Below are 22901 nucleotides of genomic sequence, written 5' to 3'. Positions count from 1 at the left end.
CACGCCAATCAATGACTATTTCTTTGCGAGAGCAGTCAGCGCGCTATGTTATCATTTGCGAAGGATATATGGTGAAAACATTGGGCAAATCCCGTGTGAGCATCTCGTCAAGACCAGCCGCAAGGTCGTCAATGTTGATATTCTGAAATTCGGTTTTTGGCATCAGAAAGCCCTTGATCCTGAGCCTATCCCAGCAATACGTGCGGTAAGCATGCGAACTGGTCGACTGGAAGTAATCTATCGAAATGGAACCCGAATGGATCCCGTCCGCAGATTTGACTTGAACAGAACATTCGAGTGCGCCGGATGTTCCAGAGTTTTCTTACATTTCCCACTGACACATCAGTCCCTGTGGATCTGTCGGCTAGTCTTCCATATCGGTCGGGTGTCCAGTGCGGTTGTCAGGCCCGAGGCGCTCCAGTTTTAGCGCCTCGTACACATAGCGTCGATGTAATGCAGTCGCGGCAAGGAACTCGGACTTGCATGCTCGATTGATCGTAGGCAGGAACCCTCCCCCCACTGGCGCACACTGCTTGGCACACGCGAGTTCGATACTGGCCTGCTGCCGATTCCGTTGAAGCACCCTATCTTGGTGTCCACGGAGCCGGCAGCAGGCCAGACCACGCAGCCTGGGGTGAGATCGACCGGCAGGTACGGGCCGTACTCTACGATCCGCCCATCGCCTCCCACGGTGCAGAAAGCAGCCATTCCAGATCACCCTCCGCTACCGTGATGCGTGGAAACGCAGACAGATCCTCATACGTTGGCGGTCGCTGGGCCGATGGTGCTTGAAATCTCGATAATCGAGTCGACCGGAAACCCACCCTCGGCTGCGTGCCGCCGGATTAGATCAGGGCTCGCCGCATCATGCACGCAGAACAGCTTGTCCCCTGCAACATAGCTGTGTTCCCAGACATAGGGCTCGCCCAGGCCGGCAACGACAGCATTGGACTTCGCAGCGATGTCGCGCAACTCGTCTGCGGTCAGCATGTTTGCGCCCGGAACGGTGCGCTCGATCAGGTATTTCGGCATTTTCATCTCCTGTGCAACGGGCCGTCTTGCCCATGGGAATCACGTTTCGCATGGACCCATGTGCGCCAGCGTTGACGCATTCGGCGGCACGCAAAGGCTTTGCACACGGTTACGCACATGCCACCATGATCGACAGGGCGGAAAGGCGGGACTGGCATGCACATCAGGCTGCTCGGCGTTCCACAAATCCTCGACGATGATGGCCGTCCCTGTCCGGTGCGCGGACTGCAACCGTGGTCGGTGCTCGCTCGCGTCCTGCTGTCCGACCGTCCGGTCACGCGCCGCCAGCTTGCCGCAGAGCTTTTCCCCGAAACTGTTGACCCGCTCGGATCGCTACGCTGGTGCCTTGCGGCCCTGCGCCGCGCCCTCGGGCCCGAAGTGTTGACCGGTGATCCCGTCCGCGCCAACCTGCCAAGCGGCTGCCGGATTGATGCGCTTGAAGTTGATATCGACGGCTTCGATGTCCTCTCGGCAGGCCAGTTGCTGCAAGATAGCGCACCCGATGCTTGCGGTGCCAACTTTGAAACCTGGCTACTCATCGAACGCGCCCGCCAAGAATCCCGGATCGATGCGCGGGTCAGGCGCGACACGCTTGAGGCCCTTGCGAGGGGCGATCCCGAAACGGCGCTTCGCCTCGCCGGTCATCTGACAAGCCGCCAACCCTATGACGAAGGGGCGCATGTCTTTCTCATCCGAGCCCTCGTGCTTTCAGGCAATCCCGAAGCGGCGCAGCGCCACGCCGAACGGACCGAAGCCGAACTCCTGCGCGAGCTCGGCGAGCCGCCATCCCCCGCCCTGCGCAGCGCTGCAAGGGCCCGACTGGCCGACCCGCCTTTGGGCCCAATGCCAGATGCCGTCATCCGCACCTTGCTGCAAGCCGGTGTCGCTGCATTGAAGGTCGGCGCAGTGGATTCGGGCTTAGACAACCTGCGTCGCGCCGCCACTATCGCCGAGGGCCTTTCCGATCCCGCACTTCAGGCGGAAAGCCTGACCGAACTCGGCACCGCGATGATCCATGCGGCGAGGGCACAGGACGACGAAGGCATCGTGCATCTGCGGCGCGCCGAAACTCTGGCGCTGGAATGCCAGAACCACCCCCTCGCCTGCCGCGCCGTTCTGGAGCATTGCTATGTCGATGCGCTCGCCGGCCGCAGGCCCGATGCGGCCCGGCTAGCGGAGCGCGCCTTTGGTCTGGCGCAGGATGATCCGACCTGTCTGTCGACAGCGTATGCCTTCGCTGCCTTCAACCTCGGCGACTGGGGCTGTCACGCCGAGGCTGACCTCGGCTATGACCGGTCGTTGGCCATCGCCCGCTCGGCCGGCCTCCCGCGGCGCGAAGGCTGGGCGCTCGGCCTCGGCGCGTGGAACAAGCTCCGCTCCGCCCGCACGGATCAGGCGGCGGATTGGGCGCGTACCTGCATCGAACTGTGCGACCGTCTCGACTGGCTGTCCTTTCGTCCTTGGCCGGAAACAGCGCTGGCCGAGGCGGAAATGGAAGCAGGTCAGGACCCCGTGGCGATCCGCGGCCGTGCCCAAAACACGCTCGCCATGTCCTGCCAACTGTCGGATCCGTGCTGGGAAGCCGCCGCCTGCCGCGTCATCGCGCTTTCCCATGACAAGACGGGCGACAAGACCAGCGCCCTGCACTGGCTGGATCGTGCCGCCAGTGCCTTCGGGAACCTGACCGATCCCTACGCAGCCCTGCTCTTGCGGATCCGTCTCGACCGCGTCCGCATCCTGCTGGCAACAGCTGCACCTAACTCCGGAAGAGATCTACAAGGCCTGATCATCGACGCGGCCCGCACTCATGCCGAGGCTGCTGGGCTCCATCGGACACACAAGACTTTAAAACATTGGTCCTCACGGATCAGCCCCTTGATGAACGGCACGCACATCAAACGGCGATGGTTGTCCAAGGTGACGGCCAGCTTCCATCTGTTGTCGTCAGGAACCATCGTGGGGCAGCTATGGGCCGATCATGTATTCCTCAGGCAGCCGGGAGGCTCTAAGCGTGATGTCTTGTCAGGCAGGCTGCCTGCATCAGCACGCTGGAAGGTTTCCCATGGCTGTCAAACCCATGTTGCACCCGCGCAACCAACACCGTCAGGGGTATGACTTTGAACGCCTGATCGTGAAATCTCCCGAACTGGCGGCATTCACGACAAGAAACCCGCGCGGTCAGATGACGATCGACTTTCAGGACGTGGACGCGGTCCGTATGCTCAATCGCGCACTCCTGATGACCCACTACGGGATTGATTTCTGGGATATTCCTGCCTCTTACCTCTGCCCCCCGATCCCGGGGCGCGTCGATTACATCCACTACTTGGCAGATCTGCTTGCGGAAAGTAACGGCCAAGAGATCCCGCACGGGTCCGATATCAAGGCGCTCGACATCGGGACGGGTGCGAGCCTTGTGTATCCGCTGACGGGTCGGCATGAATATGGTTGGGGCTTTACAGGCGTCGATATCGATCCCGTCTCGATCAAATCGGCACGGCAGATCTGCGAACGAAACGGGCTGGATATTACGCTCAAACGCCAGAACAACGCGGAGGATGCTTTCCAAGGCGTTGTCGGCCCGGATGATCATTTCCATGTCACCCTCTGCAATCCCCCGTTTCATGCGTCGCTCGCACAGGCGCAAGAAGGCACGCAGCGCAAGTGGCGCAATCTTGGCAAGGGCCATTCTGCCGACCTCAATTTCGGCGGCCAGAATGCCGAGCTCTGGTGCCCGGGGGGTGAAATTGGCTTCATCGCCAGAATGATCGAGCAGAGCATGGATTTCGCCGAACGATGCCTCTGGTTCACCTGCCTCGTGTCCAAGAAAGACAGTCTCAAGCCACTCTCCAGACTGCTGAAGAGAGCGAAGGTTGTCGACTTCAAGGTTGTCGAAATGGCGCAGGGCCAGAAGACCAGCCGATTCATCGCCTGGACTTACTATCCGGAACGGCAACGATCCCTATAGTTGGATCAGGTCCAGAAACAGGTCAGCGCGCAGATACTCGTCAGCCTAAAGTGCGGCGATCTATGATCTGCGACCGCTTTAGGGAACGCCGCGCCGGAGCCGCGGCACTTAACCGTTCTTGCCGTGCGACGCTGCCACGTTGAACTATGCTTCGCCGCGGCTGCAAACGTTCGCTTCTTCGCATTGTTACCATCTTTGCCGGGTTCTGCTGCCTGCCAGATGAACGGCGGCTTTGGGGCGTCTGACGAAAACACATATCGACGGTACGACCGTCGGCTCTGGGCCGGGTGCGTCGCACGGCCGCAGCTGTCACAACGGGCAGAAAGCTGACCCTCGGTCGAAGTAAAGCAACACCGTGCAGCAAACAGACGGCAGGTCCGCGGCCGATGGCAAAGGTCGTGCTGATCCGCTGACAGATAGTTTGCAACGATAACAGCAGCTAACCCCGCTGGTGGCCACCTCCACGAAACTTCTGATAGTAATCGTGCCTCTTTGGTCCTATGCGAGACAGGCGCTTTCTGTTTTTCGGACCTGTCCCTTTCGGCTCAGCTTTAGATCTTCAGCTTTGCCGGGCCGTCGCATTTTGCGGGCGGCACCCATGAAAGGAACATCACGATGACCACTGGCACCGTGAAATGGTTCTCCACCAAAGGTTTTGGCTTTATCGCACCCGGAGGCGGATCGAAGGACGTTTTTGTCCATGTGACCGCGCGGGAACGCGCCGGAATTGACCGGCTTGATGGTGGACAGGCTGTCTCGTTCGATCGGGAACGTGATCGCAATGGCCGCGAGTCGGCCATAAATCTCCTCCTGGCCTGACGTCACGCGCAAAAATCGGATGCGGCACCGGTTCGACACCAGGCACGCATAATTCTGAACGGCGAAGATGCGAACTGCGGAGACCGTTCATCTCTCAAGAAAGATATTTGGTTGATCGGAATCCACTGGGGACAACCCCTTACCTTTGTCCTATCTTCCGACAGGGACGTGCAGAAATTCAGCACGATCGAACAAGTCAAATACTGGTTGCTGAAGCAATCGCCGGTCGCAGACGAAGCGCGATCGAAAGCTCTGAAACAGGTCGAAGCCGCCATGAACTGTATTGTTCCTGTCGGCGTGGCGCGACGTGCCTTTGCCGCTGCGGCAAGATCGGCAGGCTTCATTCCTGAAAATCTGGTGGTCCATGCGGCCAGACGCGCATCCTGACGATCTGGTGGGAAGGAGCAATCCTTGAGCGGTCTTGACCCCATGCTCGTCGCGAAAATCAGACGCCGGCCAATCCGGCCTGACATGTCCAAGAAGTTTTCATACCCGAGGAAAAGACAATAAATGGCCAAAGCCAAAGAATACTCGAACCCCCAAGGCGACGCGAACAAAGCCAAGGCCGCCCTTCTGGAAAAATTCAGAAATGCGGCGGCTACGACCGATCTGTCGGTAAAGCTGGCTGCCCGTGCCGAGGTTGCGCGGGCACGCGATGAGCGCCACGCAGCACGCGACGCAGAGAAACTGGCAGAGCAGCAACGCGTTGCCGACGAAGCTGCCGCCGTTGCTGCGGAAGATATGCGTCAACAGGCTGCCAAAGCCGCAGAGATCGCGGCAAGTCAGTCGGCTCAGGACAGACGAATTGCGCTAGTCCTGTCCGATGAAGCTGCACGCCGATCCGCACGTGACCAACGTTACGCAAAGCGCAAGGGTGCGCAGGTGGTAGCTTGATCTCGCCCGGTCAGGCGCGGATGGATAGAGTCCCAACTGCGCGATCTGCTAGGTAGTAATTGGGGTCAAAGTAAAGGTTCGGGTCGTTCGCGGCCTGACCTCGGTAACGAGCGCCCGACAGGTAACGGCCGCGCCCGGAGGCCGAGAGTGTCTTGCCTTCCCAGAGGGTGGAAAGCCGGCAGAACAATAGCGGGAGCTGACCCAAGAATACGACGACACCAGACCTTCACCCACCCGCTCGCACCCTTGTCTGCTGACGCAAAGGAGCCCAAACGGGTTTCGCGAACAATTCAGCGCGGTCTTCCGCCGTGAAATCTGGCGACCGAGGATATTCGTGCACCACTGAACTGCGGGACTTAGGCCGCCAAGGGATCAACGCTGTTTTCGGGCACCGAGAAACGGGCAGGCGTGCCCTTGTCGAACACGACGATCCGCCGGCATAGGGAGGCATTTTCGACGGCAACTGCCATTTTCAGGTTCTGGCGTGTGGTTCGCGAAAGGCTTTGGTCGGCCTGCGCTGCGAGAAGGAAATCGCGCCATGCGGTGCGCGGGGTACAGTCTTCGACTCTGTCGCTGCGGTTATCGGCAGACTTGTCCCAGACCGCACCGATGCGAGGGGACCAGACGACATCGCCTATCAGTGCCAGACGGCCCCAACCCACCTTGTCCTCGCCGTGTTTGACGCCTTCGGGAAAACCGCGGGTCTTGATCAGGCAGCTTTTCCAGGTTCCCGCCGTACTCGCCGACACGATCATTGGCCCCGAACTCATCGTCTCGAAAAAGCACGCGAGTGGCCCGCGCCGGTCGGATCCGATGCCGAAATCGTGCTGTTTGCTGTTTCGATCGGGCGAAATCTCTTGCCACGCATCTGCATAAAGCGTTGCTGCGGGAAATTCGGCCATCAGGGCAAGTATTTCGGCCACGTGATGGTCGGCCCATGTGTCATCGGCATCCAGAAACAGGATCGCCTCGCCACGGGCTGCAGCCCAGCCTGTGTTGCGCGCAGCGGCGGCCCCGCGATTGGCCTGGCGGATGAGTCGCGTCAATCCTGCCAGCGCGGGGTCGGATGCGGCCCAGTCCAGCACCGCATCGCCTGAACCATCGGTGGACCCGTCATCCACCACGACCATTTCGAAGCTGGCCCCGGCCATCAGGCAGGACCGATAGGCGACCGACAGCGCGAGTTTGATGTGGCGGACTTTCTGGAAAAGCGGGATGACGACAGAAACCAGTGGCACCGGTGTCGTCGTCGCGGGAGTTGTCATGGGGGAACTTTCTACTTGTGTCGTCCCCTACGGCATCGGCCTGCCGGGCGCAAACGCATAGCGCACCCGGCGCAAAGCATGTCGCATTGCGGTCTAGCCTGCCCTTTCAAATCGCAGCGCGAGGGTTAGATGCCGTTGAAAGGAAACACGATGCTTCTAAGCCTGCGCCATGTGACCAAGACCTATCCGCGTGCCGAGACTGCGGTGTTCCGGCAAGTCTCGCTCGACCTCGACGCAGGCGAGATGCTGGCCCTCACCGGAGAGTCGGGGTCGGGCAAAAGCACCTTGCTGCATCTGATAGGCGGTTTGGATACGGCCGACAGCGGCAGCGTCGCCGTGGCGGGTATCGACCTCACGCCACTGGACGATGCGGGGCGGGCGGCATTACGACGCGGGACGGTCGGCGTGATCTTCCAGCAGTTCAACCTGATCCCTTCCTTGACCGTTGCGGCCAACATCGCCTTTCAGGCGCGGCTTTCGGGGCGGCATGACCCTGACCGCGCAAGGATGCTGGCCGAACGGTTGGGGCTAAAGGACCACCTGGACAAACATCCCGAACAGCTTTCCGGCGGCCAGCAACAGCGCGTCGCCATCGCCCGCACGCTGGCTGCGGCACCCCGTCTGGTGCTGGCCGACGAACCGACCGGAAACCTCGACGAGGCGACGGCGGACACGGTCTTTGCGCTCATGTGCGAACTTGTATCCGAAACGGGGGCGGGGCTGGTTCTGGTCACGCATTCCCAACGGTTGGCCGCGCGTCTGGGGCGGCGGCTGCATCTGGGGGCGGGACAGTTGATCGAAGGTCTGGCGGTGTGACGGGTGCGGTCCTTTCGGCGCTGTTGGGCCATTGGCGGCGCAATCCGTTGCAGTTGTTCACGCTGCTGGCCGGTCTGGCGCTTGGCACCGCGCTTTGGTCGGGCGTCCAGGCCATCAACGCAGAGGCGCGGGCAAGCTATGACGCGGCGGCGGCCACGCTGGGCGAAGGCAGCTACGGGCAGATCGTCGCAAGGGACGGGGGGGAGATCGGGCAGGAGACCTATGTCGCGCTGCGGCGGGGCGGATGGCTGGTTTCGCCGGTGGTGGAGGGCAGGCTGGGGCCGGTCCGGATCATCGGGATCGAACCCTTGACCGCTCCGCGCGGGGTCGGGCCCTTGGGCTTGGGCGAACAGGCGGATCTGGGCGCGTTCTTGACGGGTGAGGGGCAGATTTTCGGCCGCGCCGATACCTTGGCGCAGCTGGCTGAAACGGGTGCGCGGCTTGTGGACGCCCCCGATGTCGCCCCCGCCACGGCGATCATGGACATCGGGCTTGCGCAACGCCTGCTGGGGCGGGAAGGGCGGATTGACCGTTTGATCCTCGCACCCGACCAACCCTTGAGCCGCCCTGCGCTTAGCACGCTTGCGCCCGATCTGGTCGAGGCGGCGCGGCAGGACGGTGGCGATGTCGCGCGGTTGACGGACAGTTTCCACCTGAACCTGACGGCTTTTGGCCTGCTGTCCTTTGTCGTCGGGCTGTTCATCGTGCACGGAGCGATCGGGCTTGCCTTCGAACAGCGCCGCCCGATGGTGCGGACCCTTCGCGCCTTAGGCGTGCCGCTGCGGCGTCTGATCGCGCTCATGGCGCTGGAACTGGTGGGACTGGGGTTGGTGGCAGGTCTGGCCGGTGTGGCGCTGGGCTATGCCGTGGCGGCGGCCCTACTGCCCGATGTGGCGGCCACCTTGCGCGGGCTGTACGGTGCGGATGTGTCGGGCCAGTTGACGCTGCGGCCCGCGTGGTGGCTGTCGGGGCTGGCCATCGCAATGGGAGGGACGGCGGTCGCCTCGGCTGGTGCGCTGTTGTCGCTGGCGCGGATGCCGCTTCTGGCTTCGGCGCATCCGCGGGCTTGGGCCATGGCGAGAGGGGGCGTGCGGCTGGCTGTTTTGGCGGTGGCTTTGCTGGCGCTGGCGGGGGGGCTGGCGCTGTGGGGTCGGGGTCTGCTTGCAGGTTTTGCCATGCTTGCGGCCCTGCTGGTGGGCGGGGCGCTCGTCTTGCCGCCGCTGCTGGGCCAAGCGTTGCGCGTGGCTGAGGGTCGCGCAACGGGCGTGCTGGCGCAATGGTTCTGGGCCGACACGCGCCAGCAAATTCCCGGCCTGTCGCTGTCGCTTATGGCCTTGCTGCTCGCCATGACGGCGAATGTCGGCGTGTCCACCATGGTGTCGTCGTTCCGGCTGACATTCACCGGCTTTCTCGACCAGCGCCTCGCCTCAGAGCTTTACGTTTCGGCCAGCGATGCGGCGCAGGCCGCCGATATCGTCGCCGTGGCGGGCGCGGGAGTAAAGGCGATCTTGCCGATCCTTTCGGTCGAGGCGAAAGCCGCAAGCCAACCGGTCGAGGTTTACGGCGCGCGCGACCATGCGACCTATCGCGACAACTGGCAGCTTTTGCGCAGCTTTCCCGATGTCTGGGACAGGCTGGCGCAGGGTGAAGGTGTGTTGGTGAACGAACAGCTCTATCGCCGTGGCGGGGTCGATCTGGGGGCGTTGGTCGCAGTCTCGCCCCGTCTTACCCTGCCAGTGCTGGGGATTTACGGCGATTACGGCAACCCGCTGGGGCAGGTGATCGTGAACGAGGCAGTGTTCGCGGGGCAGTTTCCCGATGTGGTGGCGCTGCGTTTCGGTCTGCGGGTCGATCCGTCGGAGGTCGCTGCTTTGCGAAAAACATTGCGGGATCAGGCAGGCGTGCCCGAAAGCGCGATGGTCGATCAGGCGGCGATCAAAGCGCTGTCGCTGTCGGTATTCGAGCGCACCTTTACCGTGACGACAGCGCTGAACGTGCTGACGCTTGCCGTTGCGGGCTTTGCCATGCTGATGAGCCTTTTAACGCTCGCCACGATGCGGCTGCCGCAACTCGCCCCCGTCTGGGCGCTGGGGCTGACGCGGCGCAAGCTTGCGCTGCTCGATCTGGTGCGGGCCGTGGTGCTGGCGGCGCTGACCGGCGCGTTGGCCCTGCCGCTGGGTCTGGCACTGGCTTGGGCGCTGCTGGCCGTGGTGAACGTCGAGGCCTTCGGCTGGCGCTTGCCGATGTATCTGTTCCCGCTGGATTATCTGCGACTTGGCGGGTTGGCGCTGCTGGCGGCCGCCTTGGCCGCGCTCTGGCCCGCGTGGCGCCTGTCGCAGATGCCGCCGGTGCAGTTGCTGGGAGTGTTTCGCAATGAACGTTAAGCTGGCGCTGGCTGTTCTGCTGTTGCTGCCGCTTCAGGCCGCAGCGCAGGGGTTTGCCGGTCTGGGGACCGATGCGGAGGGCTTTACCACCCCCGATCCCGCCACCGTGCTGGAATTCCCCGCCGATCACGGCGCGCATCCCGATTACCGGATCGAATGGTGGTATCTGACCGCCAACATGACGGGGCCGGACGGCACCGACTACGGGCTGCAATGGACGCTGTTCCGCTCGGCGCTGGCCCCGAGGGACGGCTATGGGTGGGACACGCCGCAATTGTGGATGGGCCATGCAGCGATCACCACGCCCGACGCGCATTTCGTGGCCGAACGGCTTGCGCGGGGCGGTATCGGGCAGGCCGGTGTGACCGCCACCCCTTTTGCCGCATGGATCGACGATTGGACCATGCAGGGGGATGATTTCGACACCCTGCGCCTGACCGCTTCGGGACCGGATTTCGCCTATGACGTGGGGCTGACGGTGGCGGGGCCTTTGGTGCTGCACGGGCAGAACGGCTACTCCGTTAAATCTGCGGCGGGACAGGCGAGCCATTACTATTCACAGCCGTCCTTCAAACTTACCGGCACGCTGACCTTGCCACAGGGCGAGGTGGTGGTGACCGGATCGGCATGGCTCGACCGCGAATGGTCTTCGCAACCGCTGGGTGCCGACCAGACGGGGTGGGACTGGTTTTCGCTCTCCTTCGACAGTGGCGACAAGATGATGGGTTTCGTGCTGCGCGGGGCAAAGGATTACACATCGGCGACGTGGATCGGGGCGGATGGCCGGACCGAGGCTTTGCCGGACGGGGCGTTTACGGCAACCCCGCTTTTAGAGCACCGGGTGGCGGGGCGGACGCTGCCTGTCGAATGGCGGGTGCAGTTGCCCGCCAAGGGGGTGGACGTGACGGTTGCCGCGCTGAACCGCGATGCCTGGATGGCGACCTCGGTTCCCTATTGGGAGGGGCCGGTCACGGTATCGGGCAGTCACGCCGGGCGGGGGTATCTGGAGATGACGGGCTATGACGACTGAACTGCACGGCTGGGCCACAGAACTGGATACGCTGCTCTCTCAGGTCTGGGCGCGGCTCGTGCGCGGGGTGGGCAACAGCCACGCCCGCGCGACATCCGGTCTTTGCCACGGTACCACCCGACGGAACGCCCGAGGCGCGCACCGTGGTGTTGCGGGCTGCCGATCCGCAGGCAGCCACCTTGGACATGCATACAGATCTGCGGTCGGCCAAGGTTGCGGCGCTGCGCCTGAACCCTTTGGCCGCACTGCATGTCTGGGACGAAACCGCGCATTTGCAGACGCGGATTACCGCTTCGGTCGAGGTGCTTTCTGCAGAGGCCGTTTCCGCGATGTGGCTGCGGGTACCGACAGCTTTACCACGAACTCGCCCTGTCAAAGGGTGGTCATGCGCGGCCCATGATGAAATCTGCGCAGCGGTCGCCCAGCATCATGGCGGGGGCGTTGGTGTTGCCGGCGTTGATGTCGGGGACGGCGGACATGTCGGCGACGCGCAGCCCTTCCACGCAGCGCACCCGCATCCAGCTGTCAAGGACCGCCATTGGGTCGCCGTCCGCGCCCATGCGGGCGGTGGAGGCGGGGTGGTAGTTGGTCTTGACGAAGCGCTTGCAGTGTTCGGTCAGCGTTGCATCGTCCAGCTTTGCCGGGTCAGGGATCGCAAGGCGTTTCACGCGGGCGGCGAGCGGTTCGGTCTGGAAGGCGCGGATGAAGAAGCGCTGGCCTGCGATCATCGCGGCCATGTCCTCGGGGTGTTTCAGGAGGTTCGGGCTGACCAAGGGCTTGTCGGCGGGGTTGGCCGAGCGCAAGCGCACCTCGCCACGCGACTTGGGTTTCACCACGACGGTTGTGACGGTCAGGCCGTAAGTGTTTTCGACCAGGGTCAGCGTGTCGCGGTCGAGATAGACGATGGGGACACAGAAGGCCTGGATCGTCGGTTCCGCTTCGGGATCGGTCGGGTTGACGAAGGCCCCGGCCTCCACCCCGGCGGAAAGGATCCGGCCCGAACCGAAGAGCTTGAACTGCAACCCGTTCATCAGCATTCGCCAGCCGACGCCCTGCTTGAAGTAACCGTAGGGGCCATTGGCGGTGGCGATCATCGGGACCTCGGGGTGGTCGATCAGGTTCTGGCCGACGCCGGGCAGGTCTGCAGCGACGGTGATGTCGTGGTCTCGCAGGTGGTCGGCGGGGCCGAGACCGGAGAGCATGAGGAGTTTTGGCGTGATCAGGGCACCTGAGGTGACGATGATCTCGCCCCGCGTGAAGCTTTCGCGCTGCGCGCCGGACTTGTCGCGCCAGACCACACCCACGGCGCGGCCTTTCTCGATGATCAGCCGTTCCGCCCGCGATTGCAGGCGGACGGTCAGCCGGGGGTCACCTTCCAGCGGCGAAAGGAAGGCGTAGGCGGCGGAGGACCGACGCCCATGCCGGTTCATGAACTGGTAGAAGCCGACGCCGCGCTGGGATGGTCCGTTGAAATCGGGGTTGAAGGGTTCGCCCAACCCCTGCACCGCCTGCACGAACCAGCGCGACATCTGGTCGATGTGGCCGGGGTCCGAGACCTGCATCTTGCCGCCGGTGCCGTGCAAGTCGTTCAACAGGCGGTTGTTGTCCTCCATCCCCCGGAAGTGCTTAAGGACCGCGTCCCAGGACCAGTCAGCCCCGTCGTTGTTGCCGCGCAAGGTGGCGTCCCAGGCGTTGTAGTCCGAGGGGCGGCCCCGCATGTAGACCTGCGCGTTGACCGAGGAGCCGCCGCCAAGGACGTTGCCTTGCGGAATGTCATGGGCGCGACCGTTCAGGTGCGGCTGGGGGACGGTGGTGTGGTAGTCCATGAACTTGGAGCCGTTGATCATCTTGAAGATGCCCGGCGGCATGTCGAGAAGCGGGTGGCGATTGGAATGCCCGCCTTCCAGCAGGAGGACGCGGTGCCCGCCATCGGCCACGAGCCGGGCCGCAGCCACACAGCCCGAAGAGCCGCCGCCGACGACGATGTGATCGAATTCCTCGCGCGCCATCGGGGCTTCCTCCCTTGGTCTGGTAAGCTAGAACGTGCCCCGGACATATTCCCAGGCGGCGTTCAGGTGGGCGTTCAACGCGGCTTCGGCGGCATCGGGATCGCGGTCGCGGATCGCGTGATAGATGTCAGAATGGCGCAGGAAGTTGACCCGGTTCCGCTCGGGCGAGCGGGGCATCTTCACCCAGTGGGGCGCCAGCCAGGCGGTAAAGGCCTTGTGGATAGCCGGAAAGACCGGGTTCTTCGGAATGTCGTAGAGAACGGCGTGGAAGGCGACGTCGGTCCGGTAGAAGGCGGCGCTGTCGGGGATGGCGGCTTCGTTCGCGTCCAGTGCGCGCTTCAGCGCCTCGATATCGTCCTTCAGCGCCTGACGGGCGGCCTGGCGAACCAGCGACGCCTCAAGAAAGATGCGCGTGTCGTAAAGGTTCTTCACCCCGCCCGATTGCGCGAGGAGATGGCCGACGACCCCGTCCGCCGCCGCAAGGGCTGCGTCATAACCGGGCCGCCGCACGACGGGGCGAAAGCGCGGGCGGCTTTCCACGAGCCCGCGTGACGCGAGGGTGGCGACTGCCTCGCGGACGACGGTGCGGCTGACGCCGAAGGTTTCGATCAGGTCCCGCTCGGGCGGTAGGGGGGCGCCGTCGGCAAGGTCGCCTGCGGCGATCCGCGCCTCGAGCTGGCGGACGACCGCATCGGCCGCGCGGTGCGACGGCGGCCGCGACGAGGGTGGGGATAGGGCGGATTGGTCGATCATCAGTGCTCCGGCGGGTGAGTTTGGTCTGACTATAGGAGGGAGGCACCGGCGCGCAATAGCGTTAGTTTGGTTATACCAAAACAAATGATAATGTGGTGTCGACGCGCGATTTAGCCTTAGGTGGAGGCCGACGCCGGCTTTGCGGGCAGGTGTAGTGCAGGAATCACTTGACGCTGGACTGGTTTTGCGACCTCCTGTGCGGGATTTAATCATACCAAATACGGTCGGGCGCGTTGTGGTGGCCCAGCCAGACTTGCCCGTGGAGGCGAAGGGAGAGGTGGGAGACCGAGACCCTCCTGCACCTTGCGGCCGAAGAGGCGCGCCGGATCAAAGGGGGGCATACGCCTGTTGTGCCTGGGCGGAGAGAACGGGAGAGACGGCTTCGACGGGTATCTTCGCAACAAGACGATGTATCTCAACTGGGCCTGAACTGGCCCGCAACCTTGCGGCGTGCCGCACTTCTGGGAGGAAGACATGAAAAGACGTATTCTGCTGGGCGCTGCTGCCATGCTGGCCATGTCGGCTGGCGTGTCGATGGCGCAGGACCTGCCGCCCCTGGCGCAGAAGGACAGCTACAAGGTTGGCTTTGCGCAGACCGAGAGCAACAACCCCTGGCGCATCGCCCAGACCAAGAGCTTCCAGGACACCGCCGCGACCTGCGGCTGGGACCTGGTGATGACCGATGCGGGCGGCTCGGCGGCCAAGCAGGTCGCAGACGTGGACAGCATGATCGCGCAAGGGATCGAAGTCCTGTTCCTGCCCCCGCGTGAGGAAAGCCCGCTGATCCCCGCCGTGATGCGCGCCAAGGCGGCCGGCATTCCGACCTTCCTCGTCGACCGGTCGGTCGACAAGGCGGTGGCGACGGCTGGGAAGGACTATGTCAGCTTCCTCGGGTCGGACTTCATCGACCAGGGCAAGCGCGTGGCTGAATGGGTCATCGCCAACCACGAGGGCGAAGGCAAGATCATCGAGCTGGAGGGTACCACGGGGTCATCGCCTGCCAACGACCGCAAGAAGGGCTTTGACGACGCGATTGGCGCCGACAGCCGGTTCACCATCCTGGAAAGCCGCTCGGGCGACTTTGCCCGCGACGAGGGCCGCAAGGTGATGGAGACGCTTCTGCAGGCGCATCCGGACGTGAACATCGTCTATGCTCACAACGACGAGATGGCCATCGGCGCGATCCAGGCGCTGGAAGCGGCAGGGCGCAAGCCGGGCGAGGACGTGCTGGTGGTTTCGATCGACGGCACCCGCGACGCGCTGCAGGCGATCATCGACGGCAAGATGGGTGTCACGGTGGAATCCTCGCCGTTCTTCGGGCCGCTCGCCTGCGAGACGATGAAGCGCTACGCTGCGGGTGAGACCATCGAGCCATGGGTTCAGGTCGAAGACCGCATCTTCACCAAGGAGAACGCGGCCGAGAACCTGGCCGGGGCCTACTGACACTCTCCCTGTCTGACAGGCCAAAGGGGGGTCGCACATTGCGGCCCCCACCTTTACCCCCGTAGGACGCAGGCGCACATGACCGAACCCTTGCTGCAGATGACCGGGATAACCAAGGCTTTTGGTGGGGTCCCTGCACTGGCGGAGGGTAACCTGTCCATTTTGGCGGGAGAGGTGCATTCGGTCGTCGGCCAGAACGGCGCGGGAAAATCGACCCTGATAAAAATCCTGACCGGGGTCTACCGCCGCGACGGGGGCACCGTGCGCTGGCAGGGGCGCGAGGTGGACCTGCGCTCTCCGCGTGAGGCGCAGGCGGCGGGCATCGCGACGATCTATCAGGAATTGACGCTGGTGCCGCAGCGCACGGTGATCGAGAACATCGTGCTGGGCTATGAGCCGAAGACGCGCTTCGGGATGATCGACTGGAAAGCCGCCGAGGCGCGGACCCGCGCTGTGCTGGACCGGTTCGGCATCGACATCGACCCCCACCGTCCGCTTGGCAGCTTTCCGACGGCCATCCAGCAGCTGGTCGCCATCGGGCGGGCCGCCAGCATGGAGGCGAAGCTTCTGATCATGGACGAGCCGACCTCATCGCTGGACGAACGCGAGGTCGGGGTGCTGTTCGGAGTGATCCGGGCCTTGAAGGCGCAGGGCACGTCAGTCCTTTATATCAGCCATTTCCTGGACGAGATTTTCGATGTCTGCGACGGCGTGACGACCTTGCGGGACGGGCGCACGGTGGGTTCTGCGCGGGTAGCCGAGCTGACCAAGCTGGACCTGATCGCGCTGATGCTGGGCCGCAGCGCCGAGGACATTCGCCGCGCAGGCATGACCGAACTGGCGGGCAGTGCGCGCGCCGCGGGGGGTGAGACGGTGCTGGCGGCCGAAGGGCTGACCACCGGGCGGCGCTTGCGGCATCTGGACCTGACGCTGCGGGCGGGCGAGATCGTCGGCCTTGCGGGCCTTCTGGGCTCGGGCCGGACCGAGGCGGCGCGGGCGCTGTTCGGAATGGACCGGCCCACGGGCGGGGCTTTGCGGATGGGTGGCAAGGCAGTGTCGCTGTCCAACCCGCGCGCGGCGATTGCGGCGGGGCTGGCCTTCCTGACCGAGGACCGCAAGACCGAAGGCATCATCCCGGACCTTTCCGTGCGAGAGAACCTGACGCTGGCGCTTCTGCCGCGCCTCAGCCGCATGGGCGTGGTCGACGAGGCGCGGGAGCGGCGGATCGTCGAGGGGTTCATCAAGGCGATCGGGATCAAGGCCGCGCATATGGACCAGCCGATCCGCGAGCTGTCGGGCGGCAACCAGCAGAAGGTGCTTCTGGGCCGCTGGCTGGCGATCGAGCCGAAGCTTCTGATCCTGGACGAACCGACGCGCGGCGTCGATGTGGGGGCCAAGCGGGAGATTCAGGCGATCATCCGGCAAAGAGTGGAGCAGGGCTGCGCGGTGTTGCTGATCTCCTCCGAGTTCGAGGAGCTGATCGAGGGCGCGCATGACATCGTGGTCATGCAGGACGGGCGCACCACGACGCGGTTGTCGAACCCCGGCGTAACCGAGGACCAGTTGATCCACGCGATGGCTGCCGGGGGTGCCGCATGACGCGCCTTGACCCCCGGCTTGCAGGCTTGCTCGTGGCGCTGGCGGCGCTTCTGGTGCTGAACGTGGCGATCACGCCGAACTTTCTGAACATGCAGACGCTGGCGGTGAACGCGAGCCAGGTGGCGACCATCGCCATAGTTGCGGTTGGGATGACTCTGGTCATCGCCTCGGGCGGGATCGACCTGTCGGTGGGGTCGGTCATGGCGGTGGCGGGCGCGCTGGCGCCGATGATCTTTCTGTCGGGCTGGGCCGTGGCCAACCCGGGGCTAGGACTGGTGGCCTCCATCGTCCTGCCCCTTCTGGCTGCGGCGGCCTGCGGGCTGTTCAACGGCGTGCTGATCGCGCATCTGGGGGTGCAGCCGATCATCGCGACGCTGATCTTCTTCATCTCGGGCCGGGGCATCGCGCAGGTGCTGACCAACGGTCAGTTGCAGACCTTCACCAACCCGGATTTCACCTGGCTGGGGACGGGGCGCATCCTGGGCCTGCCGGTGCAGGGCTGGATCGCGCTGGCGGTGACCGTGGTCATCGCGCTGGTGGTGCGGCGGACGATCTACGGGCGATACCTGCTGTCGGTGGGTGGCAATGAGCGCGCCTCGGTGCTGGCGGGTGCGCCGGTGGCGCGGGTGAAGATCGCGACCTACGTGATCGCGGCCACTCTGGCCGGGCTGGCGGGGCTGATCGTGGTCGCGCAGAACTCGGCCAGCGATGCCGCGCGGATCGGGCAGCTGATGGAGCTGGATGCCATCGCCGCCGCCGTGGTCGGCGGGGCGGCGCTGTCGGGCGGGCGGGCGCCGATCCTGGGCACGCTTCTGGGTGCGATCTTCATCCAGCTGATGGGTTACACGCTGATCGCCAACGGCATATCGGACGAAATGACGCTGATCGTCACCGCCGCCATCATCGCCGTCGCGGTCTGGCTGCAGCGTGGGAGGCGGGTGTGATGCCGGGGGTCCTGCGCCAAGGTCATCTGTCGGTCTGGGTCGCCTTGGCGGTGCTGATCCTGTTCGGCGTGCTGCGCTATGACAACTTTGCCAGCGCCTACAATCTGTCGTCCTTCCTGGGCTACAATTCGATGTTCGTGGTGATCTCGGTCGGCATGTGCCTTGTCATCATGACCGGGGGGATTGACCTGTCGGTGGGGACGGTGGCGGCTTTGGCGAGCGTGGTGGCGGCGATGCTGTCACCGCAGGGGCTGATCGTCGCGCTGCCGGGGGGCGTGGCGGCGGGGTTGCTGGCGGGTGCGCTGAATGCGGGGATGATCGCGGGGCTGCGCCTGCCGCCCTTCATGGCGACGCTGGCGACGATGCTGGCGGCCAAGGGCGCGGCGCTGTCGCTGTCGGACAACCGGACGGTGCCGGTGGACTGGGCCAGCGATTTCACCGCGCTGGGGATGAACAAGGTGGCGAACCTCCTCCCCTGGACGATCCTTGTCGCGCTGGTCGTGGTGGTCTTCGCCTGGGTTGTCGTGCAGCGCACCTCGCTGGGCCGGACGGTCCTTGCCATTGGCGGCAATGCCGAGGCGGCGCATCTGATGGGGCTGAAGACCCGGCGGGCCGAGGTGTTCGTCTACCTCTTCTCCGGCGCTTGCGCGGGGCTGGCGGGGGTGTTTCTTGCCTCGGGCTATGGCGCGGGACAACCGCTGGAGGGCGCAGGCTGGGAGCTTGCGGCGATTGCGGCGGTCGTGGTGGGCGGCACGCTTCTGACCGGGGGGATGGGGTCGGTCCCGGCGACGGTGGCGGGAGCGCTGCTGTTCGGCCTCGTCTTCAACCTTCTGAACTTCGAGAACGGGCGCGGGACCTTCAGCCTGTCGGCCGACTGGCAGTCGGTGATCCGCGGCCTGTTCCTTCTGATCGTCATCCTGTTGCAGGCCCGCCTTGGCCGGCCTGCCCTGAAGAGTTGAGGCCCGAATGCCCCGCATCACAGACATCGACGCCCGCCTCTACCGCGTCCCCCTGCCGGAGGTGATGTCGGACGCCAAGCACGGCGAGCACACGCATTTCGAGCTGGTGACGGTGACGATCACCACCGAGGACGGCCTTTCGGGCACAGGCTACACCTACACCGGTGGCAAGGGCGGGCGGGCGATCCTGGCGATGGTGGTCCATGATCTGAACGACTGGCTGATGGGTCAGGACGCCGCGCCGGTCGAAGCGATCAACGACGCGATGCTGTGGCGGCTGCACTATGTGGGTCGCGGGGGGATCGCGGCCTTTGCGATCTCGGCGGTGGACATAGCACTTTGGGATTTGCGTGGGCGCAGGGACGGGCTGCCCTTGTGGCGGATGGCGGGGGGTGCTGCGGACCGGAGCCGGGCCTACCGGGGGGCCATCGATCTGAACTTCCCGCTGGAGAAACTGCTGGCGAACGTCCAGGGCTTCATCGACGAGGGCTACCGCGCGGTGAAGATCAAGGTCGGCCAGACCGACATGCGGGATGATTTCACGCGGGCCGAGGCCGTTCGGAAACTCCTTGGTCCCGACCGGGCCTTCATGGTCGACGCGAATTACGGCTGGTCGGTGGATCAGGCCATTGCGGCGGGGAAGGGGCTCAGGGATCTGAACCTGCTGTGGTTCGAAGAGCCGACGATCCCGGACGACTACGCAGGCTATGCCCGCATTGCCGAGGCGACCGGCGTGGCGCTGGCAATGGGCGAGAACCTGCACACGATCCACGAATTCGAATACGCCGTGGCGCAGTCGAAATGCACCTACCTGCAGCCCGATGCCTCGAACTGCGGCGGGATCACCGGTTGGCTTCAAGCCGCGCGCCTGTGCGCCGCGCATGGCATCCCGGTCTGTTCGCACGGGATGCAGGAACTGCACGTGAGCCTTGTGGGCGCGCAACCCAATGCCGGTTGGGTCGAGGTGCACTCCTTCCCCATCGACCGCTACACCACCCGTCCACTGGTTCTGGACGGGCTTCACTGCAACGCGCCCGACACCCCCGGCACCGGGGTGGAGTTCGACTGGCCGCGCCTTGCGCCCTTTGCCATCACCTGAAAGGCCCCTCTCATGACCCAAGCAGCCTTCTACCGCGGGGGGCGGCAGTTCGCCGTCGAACCCGTAACCCCGCGCCAACCCGGCCAGGGAGAGGTCGCGGTGGATGTCGCCTTTGTCGGCATCTGCGGCACCGACATGCATGTCTTTCACGGCAACATGGACGCCCGCGTGGGCCATAACAGGATCATCGGGCACGAGATGTCGGGCCGGGTCTGCGCGCTGGGCGGGGGCGTGACGGGCCTTGTCGTCGGGGACGCCGTGGTCGTCCGCCCGCTGCATCCCTGCGGTGACTGCCCGGCCTGCGGCGCAGGCAACGCGCATATCTGCCACAACCTGAAGTTCCTCGGGCTGGACACCGACGGCGCGATGCAGGGCACCTGGGTTGTTCCGGCCTTCACGCTGCACAAGCTGCCCGAGGGCACCTCGATGGAAGTGGCGGCCATGGTCGAGCCGCTGGCGGTGGCCGTCCACGACGTCCGCCGCGCGCGGCTGAGGGCGGGGGAGACGGCCCTGGTCATCGGGGGTGGCCCCATCGGGATGCTGATCGCGATGGTCGCGCAGGCCGAGGGCGCGAAGGTGATCCTGTCCGAGATCAACGGGACGCGGCTGAAGATGACCAAGGGAATGGGCTTCACCGGCCTGAACCCGAAAGAGGTGAACGTCGCCGAAGCGGTGCTGGAAGCGACGGGCGGGGCGGGGGCGGATGTGGTGTTCGAGGTGTCGGGCACACAACCGGGCGTCGACCTGATGACCGCCGCCGTCCGCGCGCGGGGTCGGATCGTGATGGTCGCGATCCACGCCAAGAAGGCCGAGGTCGACCTTTTCCGCTTCTTCTGGCGCGAGGTCGAGATGCTTGGCGCCCGGGTCTATGAGCCCGCGGACTATGACCGGGCGATCCAGATGATCAACGAGGGCCTACCGGTGGCGAAGCTCATCACCGACCGGCATCCCCTGGCGGATGTGCAGAAGGCGTTCGAGGCGCTGGACGGCAATGCCACGGCGATGAAGACGCTGATTTCGGTCGGCCACAGCACGGGCGGGGGCGCGGCATGAGCCTTTTCGACCTGACCGGCAAGACCGCCCTTGTCACCGGAGCGCGGCGTGGGATCGGGGCGGGCATGGCCTTGGCTCTGGCCGCGGCCGGTGCCGACATCATCGGCGCTTCGGCCAGTATGGAAGCGGATGGCGGCGAGGTGGGCAGACAGGTCCGCGCGATGGGCCGCAGCTTCACCGGCCACGCGGTCAACTTCGCCGACCGTGCCGCGCTGAAAGCCTTTGCCGCGCGGATGGAGCCCGAACCCATCGACATCCTGGTGAACAACGCCGGGACGATCAAGCGCGCCCCCGCCGCCGAGCATCCGGAGGAATGGTGGGACGACGTGATCGAGACCAACCTCTCGGCCCAGTTCCTGCTGACGCAAACCGTCGGGCGCGGGATGCTCGCGCGGGGCAGGGGCGGCAAGGTGATCTTCACCGCGTCGCTGCTGACCTTTCAGGGCGGGATCAACGTGCCGGGCTATGCCGCGTCCAAGGGTGGTATCGGACAGCTGACGATGGCCTTTGCCAACGAATGGGCGGCGAAAGGCATCCAGGTCAACGCCATCGCCCCGGGCTATATAGCCACGGACAACACGCATGCTCTGCGCAACGATCCGGACCGTTCGGCCAGCATCCTGGCGCGCATTCCGGCGGGGCGCTGGGGAACGCCCGAGGATTTCGCCGGTCCCGTGGTGTTTCTGGCAAGCCGGGCGTCGGACTATGTGTCGGGAACGATACTGACCGTGGACGGCGGCTGGATGGGGCGGTGAGCAGGCGGTCAGACGGTCTCGCGGCGATGCCCAGGGACAGGCAGCGGGCTGACGGACTGGCGCTGGATCATCTGGCAGTCGAACTTCAGCCGTGCGGGACGGGAGGGCGTCTTCTGGTGGTTTATCATCGCCACCAGTTCCTCGACGGCGTGGCGCGCCATGTCGACATGCGGCAGCTCCATCGTGGTCAGGGGTGGCAGCATGTCGGCGGTGTAGGCTTCGTTGTCGAAACCGATCACCGACAGATCGCGCCCAATGACCAGACCAGCCTCGACCGCCGCATTGTAGACACCGACAGCCGTCCGGTCGCAGAAACAGAAGACAGCCGTGGGCGGATCGGGAAACTTAAGAAGCCTTTTCAACGCCATGTAGCCGCCCGCAATGGTCCAGCCGCCTTTGACCACCAGAGCGGGATCGAAGGGCACGTCTCGCGTCGCCAATGCGCGCTTGTAGCCTTTCAGCCGCTCACGCGAGGCTTCGATGCTGTCTTCGCCGCCGATATAGGCGATGCGCCGATGACCCGCATCCAGGAGCGAGAGGACCGCCGTCAGCCCTGCCGCCTGATCCCCCGGCACCACCGAAGGAATGCGGTCCCTCTCGACATAGCAGTTCAAGAGGATGCAGGGCCAATCCGTCAGCCCCGGCGGCACCACAACTTCCTGCGTGACCAGCCGGGTGTAGATCACCCCCGCCACCGGCAGTGAGGACAGAAAGCCGATGGCGGATTGTTCGGTCTCGTCGTCGCCTGCGGTCGGCACGAGCGAGACAAGATAACCCGCCTCGTTCGCAGCCTCGGCCACCCCGTCGATAAGCCCGGCCACATGGGGAGAACTGGTGACATCGTTGATCAGCATGGCAATGACGGGCCGCCGTCCCGCCACCCGGTGAGCGACGTGATAGCCAAGCTCGGCCGCCTTCTGCAGCACCAGATCGCGGGTGGTGGGCGAAATGCGCGTGCCCGGTGCGTGGTTCAGCACCAGAGAGACCGTGGCTTGCGAGACACCGCAGGCAACGGCGATTTCGTTCATCGTCGGTTTCTTGGGCACAGGAGCATCCGCATTGTCGGTCGGGCGCAGCAT

20 protein-coding genes and 1 pseudogene are annotated in these 22901 nt (G+C 64.6%); 16 read left to right on the top strand and 5 right to left on the bottom strand.

Annotated features, from left to right (window positions below):
- Positions 1 to 756: 756 nt before the first annotated feature.
- On the bottom strand, positions 757 to 1032 hold the full coding sequence (locus Q0C42_RS19705; protein WP_295080130.1) for a DUF4242 domain-containing protein: 276 nt from the start codon (positions 1030 to 1032) through the stop codon (positions 757 to 759).
- Positions 1033 to 1188: 156 nt separating this feature from the next.
- On the opposite strand from Q0C42_RS19705, the gene Q0C42_RS19700 reads away from it, so the two are divergent.
- The 5 genes from Q0C42_RS19700 (at position 1189) to Q0C42_RS19680 (ending at position 5713) form a co-directional block, all read left to right on the top strand.
- A complete protein-coding gene (locus Q0C42_RS19700; protein WP_295080127.1) occupies positions 1189 to 3147 on the top strand; it encodes a BTAD domain-containing putative transcriptional regulator in 1959 nt (652 codons plus the stop codon).
- Positions 3095 to 4000 (top strand): 23S rRNA (adenine(1618)-N(6))-methyltransferase RlmF, encoded by a 906-nt coding sequence (gene rlmF / locus Q0C42_RS19695; protein WP_295080124.1) that lies wholly within the window; start codon positions 3095 to 3097, stop codon positions 3998 to 4000. Before Q0C42_RS19700 ends, rlmF begins: the two co-directional genes overlap by 53 nt.
- Positions 4001 to 4615: 615 nt before the next feature.
- Complete coding sequence (locus Q0C42_RS19690) at positions 4616 to 4819, top strand: cold-shock protein (protein ID WP_295080121.1); 204 nt, start codon at positions 4616 to 4618, stop codon at positions 4817 to 4819.
- Between the two features lie 168 nt (positions 4820 to 4987).
- Positions 4988 to 5206, top strand: a complete 219-nt coding sequence (locus tag Q0C42_RS19685; RefSeq protein ID WP_295080118.1) for a DUF982 domain-containing protein — start codon at positions 4988 to 4990, stop codon at positions 5204 to 5206.
- Between the two features lie 123 nt (positions 5207 to 5329).
- The gene (locus Q0C42_RS19680) at positions 5330 to 5713 is read left to right on the top strand and encodes a DUF6481 family protein (protein ID WP_295080115.1); all 384 of its coding nucleotides are present in this window, start codon (positions 5330 to 5332) and stop codon (positions 5711 to 5713) included.
- Between the two features lie 356 nt (positions 5714 to 6069).
- On the opposite strand, the gene Q0C42_RS19675 is transcribed toward Q0C42_RS19680, so the two are convergent.
- Positions 6070 to 6978: a glycosyltransferase family A protein gene (locus Q0C42_RS19675; RefSeq protein WP_295080112.1), complete on the bottom strand. Its 909-nt coding sequence runs from the start codon at positions 6976 to 6978 to the stop codon at positions 6070 to 6072.
- Positions 6979 to 7107: 129 nt separating this feature from the next.
- On the opposite strand from Q0C42_RS19675, the gene Q0C42_RS19670 reads away from it, so the two are divergent.
- The 4 genes and pseudogenes from Q0C42_RS19670 to Q0C42_RS21660 form a co-directional block, all read left to right on the top strand.
- On the top strand, positions 7108 to 7794 hold the full coding sequence (locus Q0C42_RS19670) for an ABC transporter ATP-binding protein (RefSeq protein WP_295080109.1): 687 nt from the start codon (positions 7108 to 7110) through the stop codon (positions 7792 to 7794).
- Positions 7791 to 10178, top strand: a complete 2388-nt coding sequence (locus tag Q0C42_RS19665) for an ABC transporter permease (protein ID WP_295080106.1) — start codon at positions 7791 to 7793, stop codon at positions 10176 to 10178. The genes Q0C42_RS19670 and Q0C42_RS19665 overlap by 4 nt, the downstream gene beginning before the upstream one ends.
- Entirely contained in the window at positions 10168 to 11208 is a 1041-nt protein-coding gene (locus Q0C42_RS19660) for a lipocalin-like domain-containing protein (protein WP_295080104.1), read from the top strand. The genes Q0C42_RS19665 and Q0C42_RS19660 overlap by 11 nt, the downstream gene beginning before the upstream one ends.
- Positions 11205 to 11465, top strand: a pseudogene (locus Q0C42_RS21660) (pyridoxamine 5'-phosphate oxidase family protein); the annotation flags it as partial. The gene Q0C42_RS19660 and the pseudogene Q0C42_RS21660, both read left to right, overlap by 4 nt.
- Positions 11466 to 11591: 126 nt before the next feature.
- Here Q0C42_RS21660 and Q0C42_RS19650 read toward each other — a convergent pair.
- Positions 11592 to 13217, bottom strand: a complete 1626-nt coding sequence (locus Q0C42_RS19650) for a GMC family oxidoreductase (RefSeq protein ID WP_295080102.1) — start codon at positions 13215 to 13217, stop codon at positions 11592 to 11594.
- A gap of 27 nt (positions 13218 to 13244) precedes the next feature.
- Positions 13245 to 13970: an FCD domain-containing protein gene (locus Q0C42_RS19645; protein WP_295080099.1), complete on the bottom strand. Its 726-nt coding sequence runs from the start codon at positions 13968 to 13970 to the stop codon at positions 13245 to 13247.
- Between the two features lie 474 nt (positions 13971 to 14444).
- Here Q0C42_RS19645 and Q0C42_RS19640 point away from each other — a divergent pair, with 474 nt between their 5' ends.
- The 7 genes from Q0C42_RS19640 to Q0C42_RS19610 all read left to right on the top strand — a co-directional run bounded on the left by Q0C42_RS19640 (position 14445) and on the right by Q0C42_RS19610 (position 21822).
- Positions 14445 to 15413 (top strand): ABC transporter substrate-binding protein, encoded by a 969-nt coding sequence (locus tag Q0C42_RS19640; RefSeq protein WP_295080097.1) that lies wholly within the window; start codon positions 14445 to 14447, stop codon positions 15411 to 15413.
- 78 nt (positions 15414 to 15491) lie between these two features.
- A complete protein-coding gene (locus Q0C42_RS19635) occupies positions 15492 to 17012 on the top strand; it encodes a sugar ABC transporter ATP-binding protein (protein ID WP_295080095.1) in 1521 nt (506 codons plus the stop codon).
- Positions 17009 to 17956 (top strand): ABC transporter permease, encoded by a 948-nt coding sequence (locus tag Q0C42_RS19630; protein ID WP_295080092.1) that lies wholly within the window; start codon positions 17009 to 17011, stop codon positions 17954 to 17956. The genes Q0C42_RS19635 and Q0C42_RS19630 overlap by 4 nt, the downstream gene beginning before the upstream one ends.
- A complete protein-coding gene (locus Q0C42_RS19625; RefSeq protein WP_295080089.1) occupies positions 17956 to 18915 on the top strand; it encodes an ABC transporter permease in 960 nt (319 codons plus the stop codon). Before Q0C42_RS19630 ends, Q0C42_RS19625 begins: the two co-directional genes overlap by 1 nt.
- Before the next feature lie 7 nt (positions 18916 to 18922).
- Positions 18923 to 20014: a mandelate racemase/muconate lactonizing enzyme family protein gene (locus Q0C42_RS19620; protein WP_295080087.1), complete on the top strand. Its 1092-nt coding sequence runs from the start codon at positions 18923 to 18925 to the stop codon at positions 20012 to 20014.
- Between the two features lie 12 nt (positions 20015 to 20026).
- Positions 20027 to 21067, top strand: a complete 1041-nt coding sequence (locus tag Q0C42_RS19615; RefSeq protein ID WP_295080085.1) for an alcohol dehydrogenase catalytic domain-containing protein — start codon at positions 20027 to 20029, stop codon at positions 21065 to 21067.
- The gene (locus Q0C42_RS19610) at positions 21064 to 21822 is read left to right on the top strand and encodes an SDR family oxidoreductase (protein WP_295080083.1); all 759 of its coding nucleotides are present in this window, start codon (positions 21064 to 21066) and stop codon (positions 21820 to 21822) included. The genes Q0C42_RS19615 and Q0C42_RS19610 overlap by 4 nt, the downstream gene beginning before the upstream one ends.
- Positions 21823 to 21830: 8 nt before the next feature.
- On the opposite strand, the gene Q0C42_RS19605 is transcribed toward Q0C42_RS19610, so the two are convergent.
- Entirely contained in the window at positions 21831 to 22901 is a 1071-nt protein-coding gene (locus Q0C42_RS19605; protein ID WP_295080080.1) for a LacI family DNA-binding transcriptional regulator, read from the bottom strand.

It is taken from the genome of Tabrizicola sp. (assembly GCF_022842145.1).
Taxonomy (GTDB): Bacteria; Pseudomonadota; Alphaproteobacteria; order Rhodobacterales; family Rhodobacteraceae; genus Tabrizicola.
Note: the sequence above shows the minus strand (reverse complement) of the source record. Positions and strands in the feature narration are given on the sequence as shown.

Excerpts from the sequence above, each read along its gene's own strand:
- Q0C42_RS19705 (WP_295080130.1), bottom strand. The coding sequence starts at position 1,032 with ATGCCGAAATACCTGATCGAGCGCACCGTTCCGGGCGCAAACATGCTG.
- Q0C42_RS19700 (WP_295080127.1), top strand. The coding sequence starts at position 1,189 with ATGCACATCAGGCTGCTCGGCGTTCCACAAATCCTCGACGATGATGGC.
- rlmF (WP_295080124.1), top strand. The coding sequence starts at position 3,095 with ATGGCTGTCAAACCCATGTTGCACCCGCGCAACCAACACCGTCAGGGG.
- Q0C42_RS19690 (WP_295080121.1), top strand. The coding sequence starts at position 4,616 with ATGACCACTGGCACCGTGAAATGGTTCTCCACCAAAGGTTTTGGCTTT.
- Q0C42_RS19680 (WP_295080115.1), top strand. The coding sequence starts at position 5,330 with ATGGCCAAAGCCAAAGAATACTCGAACCCCCAAGGCGACGCGAACAAA.
- Q0C42_RS19675 (WP_295080112.1), bottom strand. The coding sequence starts at position 6,978 with ATGACAACTCCCGCGACGACGACACCGGTGCCACTGGTTTCTGTCGTC.
- Q0C42_RS19670 (WP_295080109.1), top strand. The coding sequence starts at position 7,108 with ATGCCGTTGAAAGGAAACACGATGCTTCTAAGCCTGCGCCATGTGACC.
- Q0C42_RS19660 (WP_295080104.1), top strand. The coding sequence starts at position 10,168 with ATGAACGTTAAGCTGGCGCTGGCTGTTCTGCTGTTGCTGCCGCTTCAG.
- Q0C42_RS19650 (WP_295080102.1), bottom strand. The coding sequence starts at position 13,217 with ATGGCGCGCGAGGAATTCGATCACATCGTCGTCGGCGGCGGCTCTTCG.
- Q0C42_RS19645 (WP_295080099.1), bottom strand. The coding sequence starts at position 13,970 with ATGATCGACCAATCCGCCCTATCCCCACCCTCGTCGCGGCCGCCGTCG.
- Q0C42_RS19640 (WP_295080097.1), top strand. The coding sequence starts at position 14,445 with ATGAAAAGACGTATTCTGCTGGGCGCTGCTGCCATGCTGGCCATGTCG.
- Q0C42_RS19635 (WP_295080095.1), top strand. The coding sequence starts at position 15,492 with ATGACCGAACCCTTGCTGCAGATGACCGGGATAACCAAGGCTTTTGGT.
- Q0C42_RS19630 (WP_295080092.1), top strand. The coding sequence starts at position 17,009 with ATGACGCGCCTTGACCCCCGGCTTGCAGGCTTGCTCGTGGCGCTGGCG.
- Q0C42_RS19625 (WP_295080089.1), top strand. The coding sequence starts at position 17,956 with ATGCCGGGGGTCCTGCGCCAAGGTCATCTGTCGGTCTGGGTCGCCTTG.
- Q0C42_RS19620 (WP_295080087.1), top strand. The coding sequence starts at position 18,923 with ATGCCCCGCATCACAGACATCGACGCCCGCCTCTACCGCGTCCCCCTG.
- Q0C42_RS19615 (WP_295080085.1), top strand. The coding sequence starts at position 20,027 with ATGACCCAAGCAGCCTTCTACCGCGGGGGGCGGCAGTTCGCCGTCGAA.
- Q0C42_RS19610 (WP_295080083.1), top strand. The coding sequence starts at position 21,064 with ATGAGCCTTTTCGACCTGACCGGCAAGACCGCCCTTGTCACCGGAGCG.
- Q0C42_RS19605 (WP_295080080.1), bottom strand. The coding sequence starts at position 22,901 with ATGCTGCGCCCGACCGACAATGCGGATGCTCCTGTGCCCAAGAAACCG.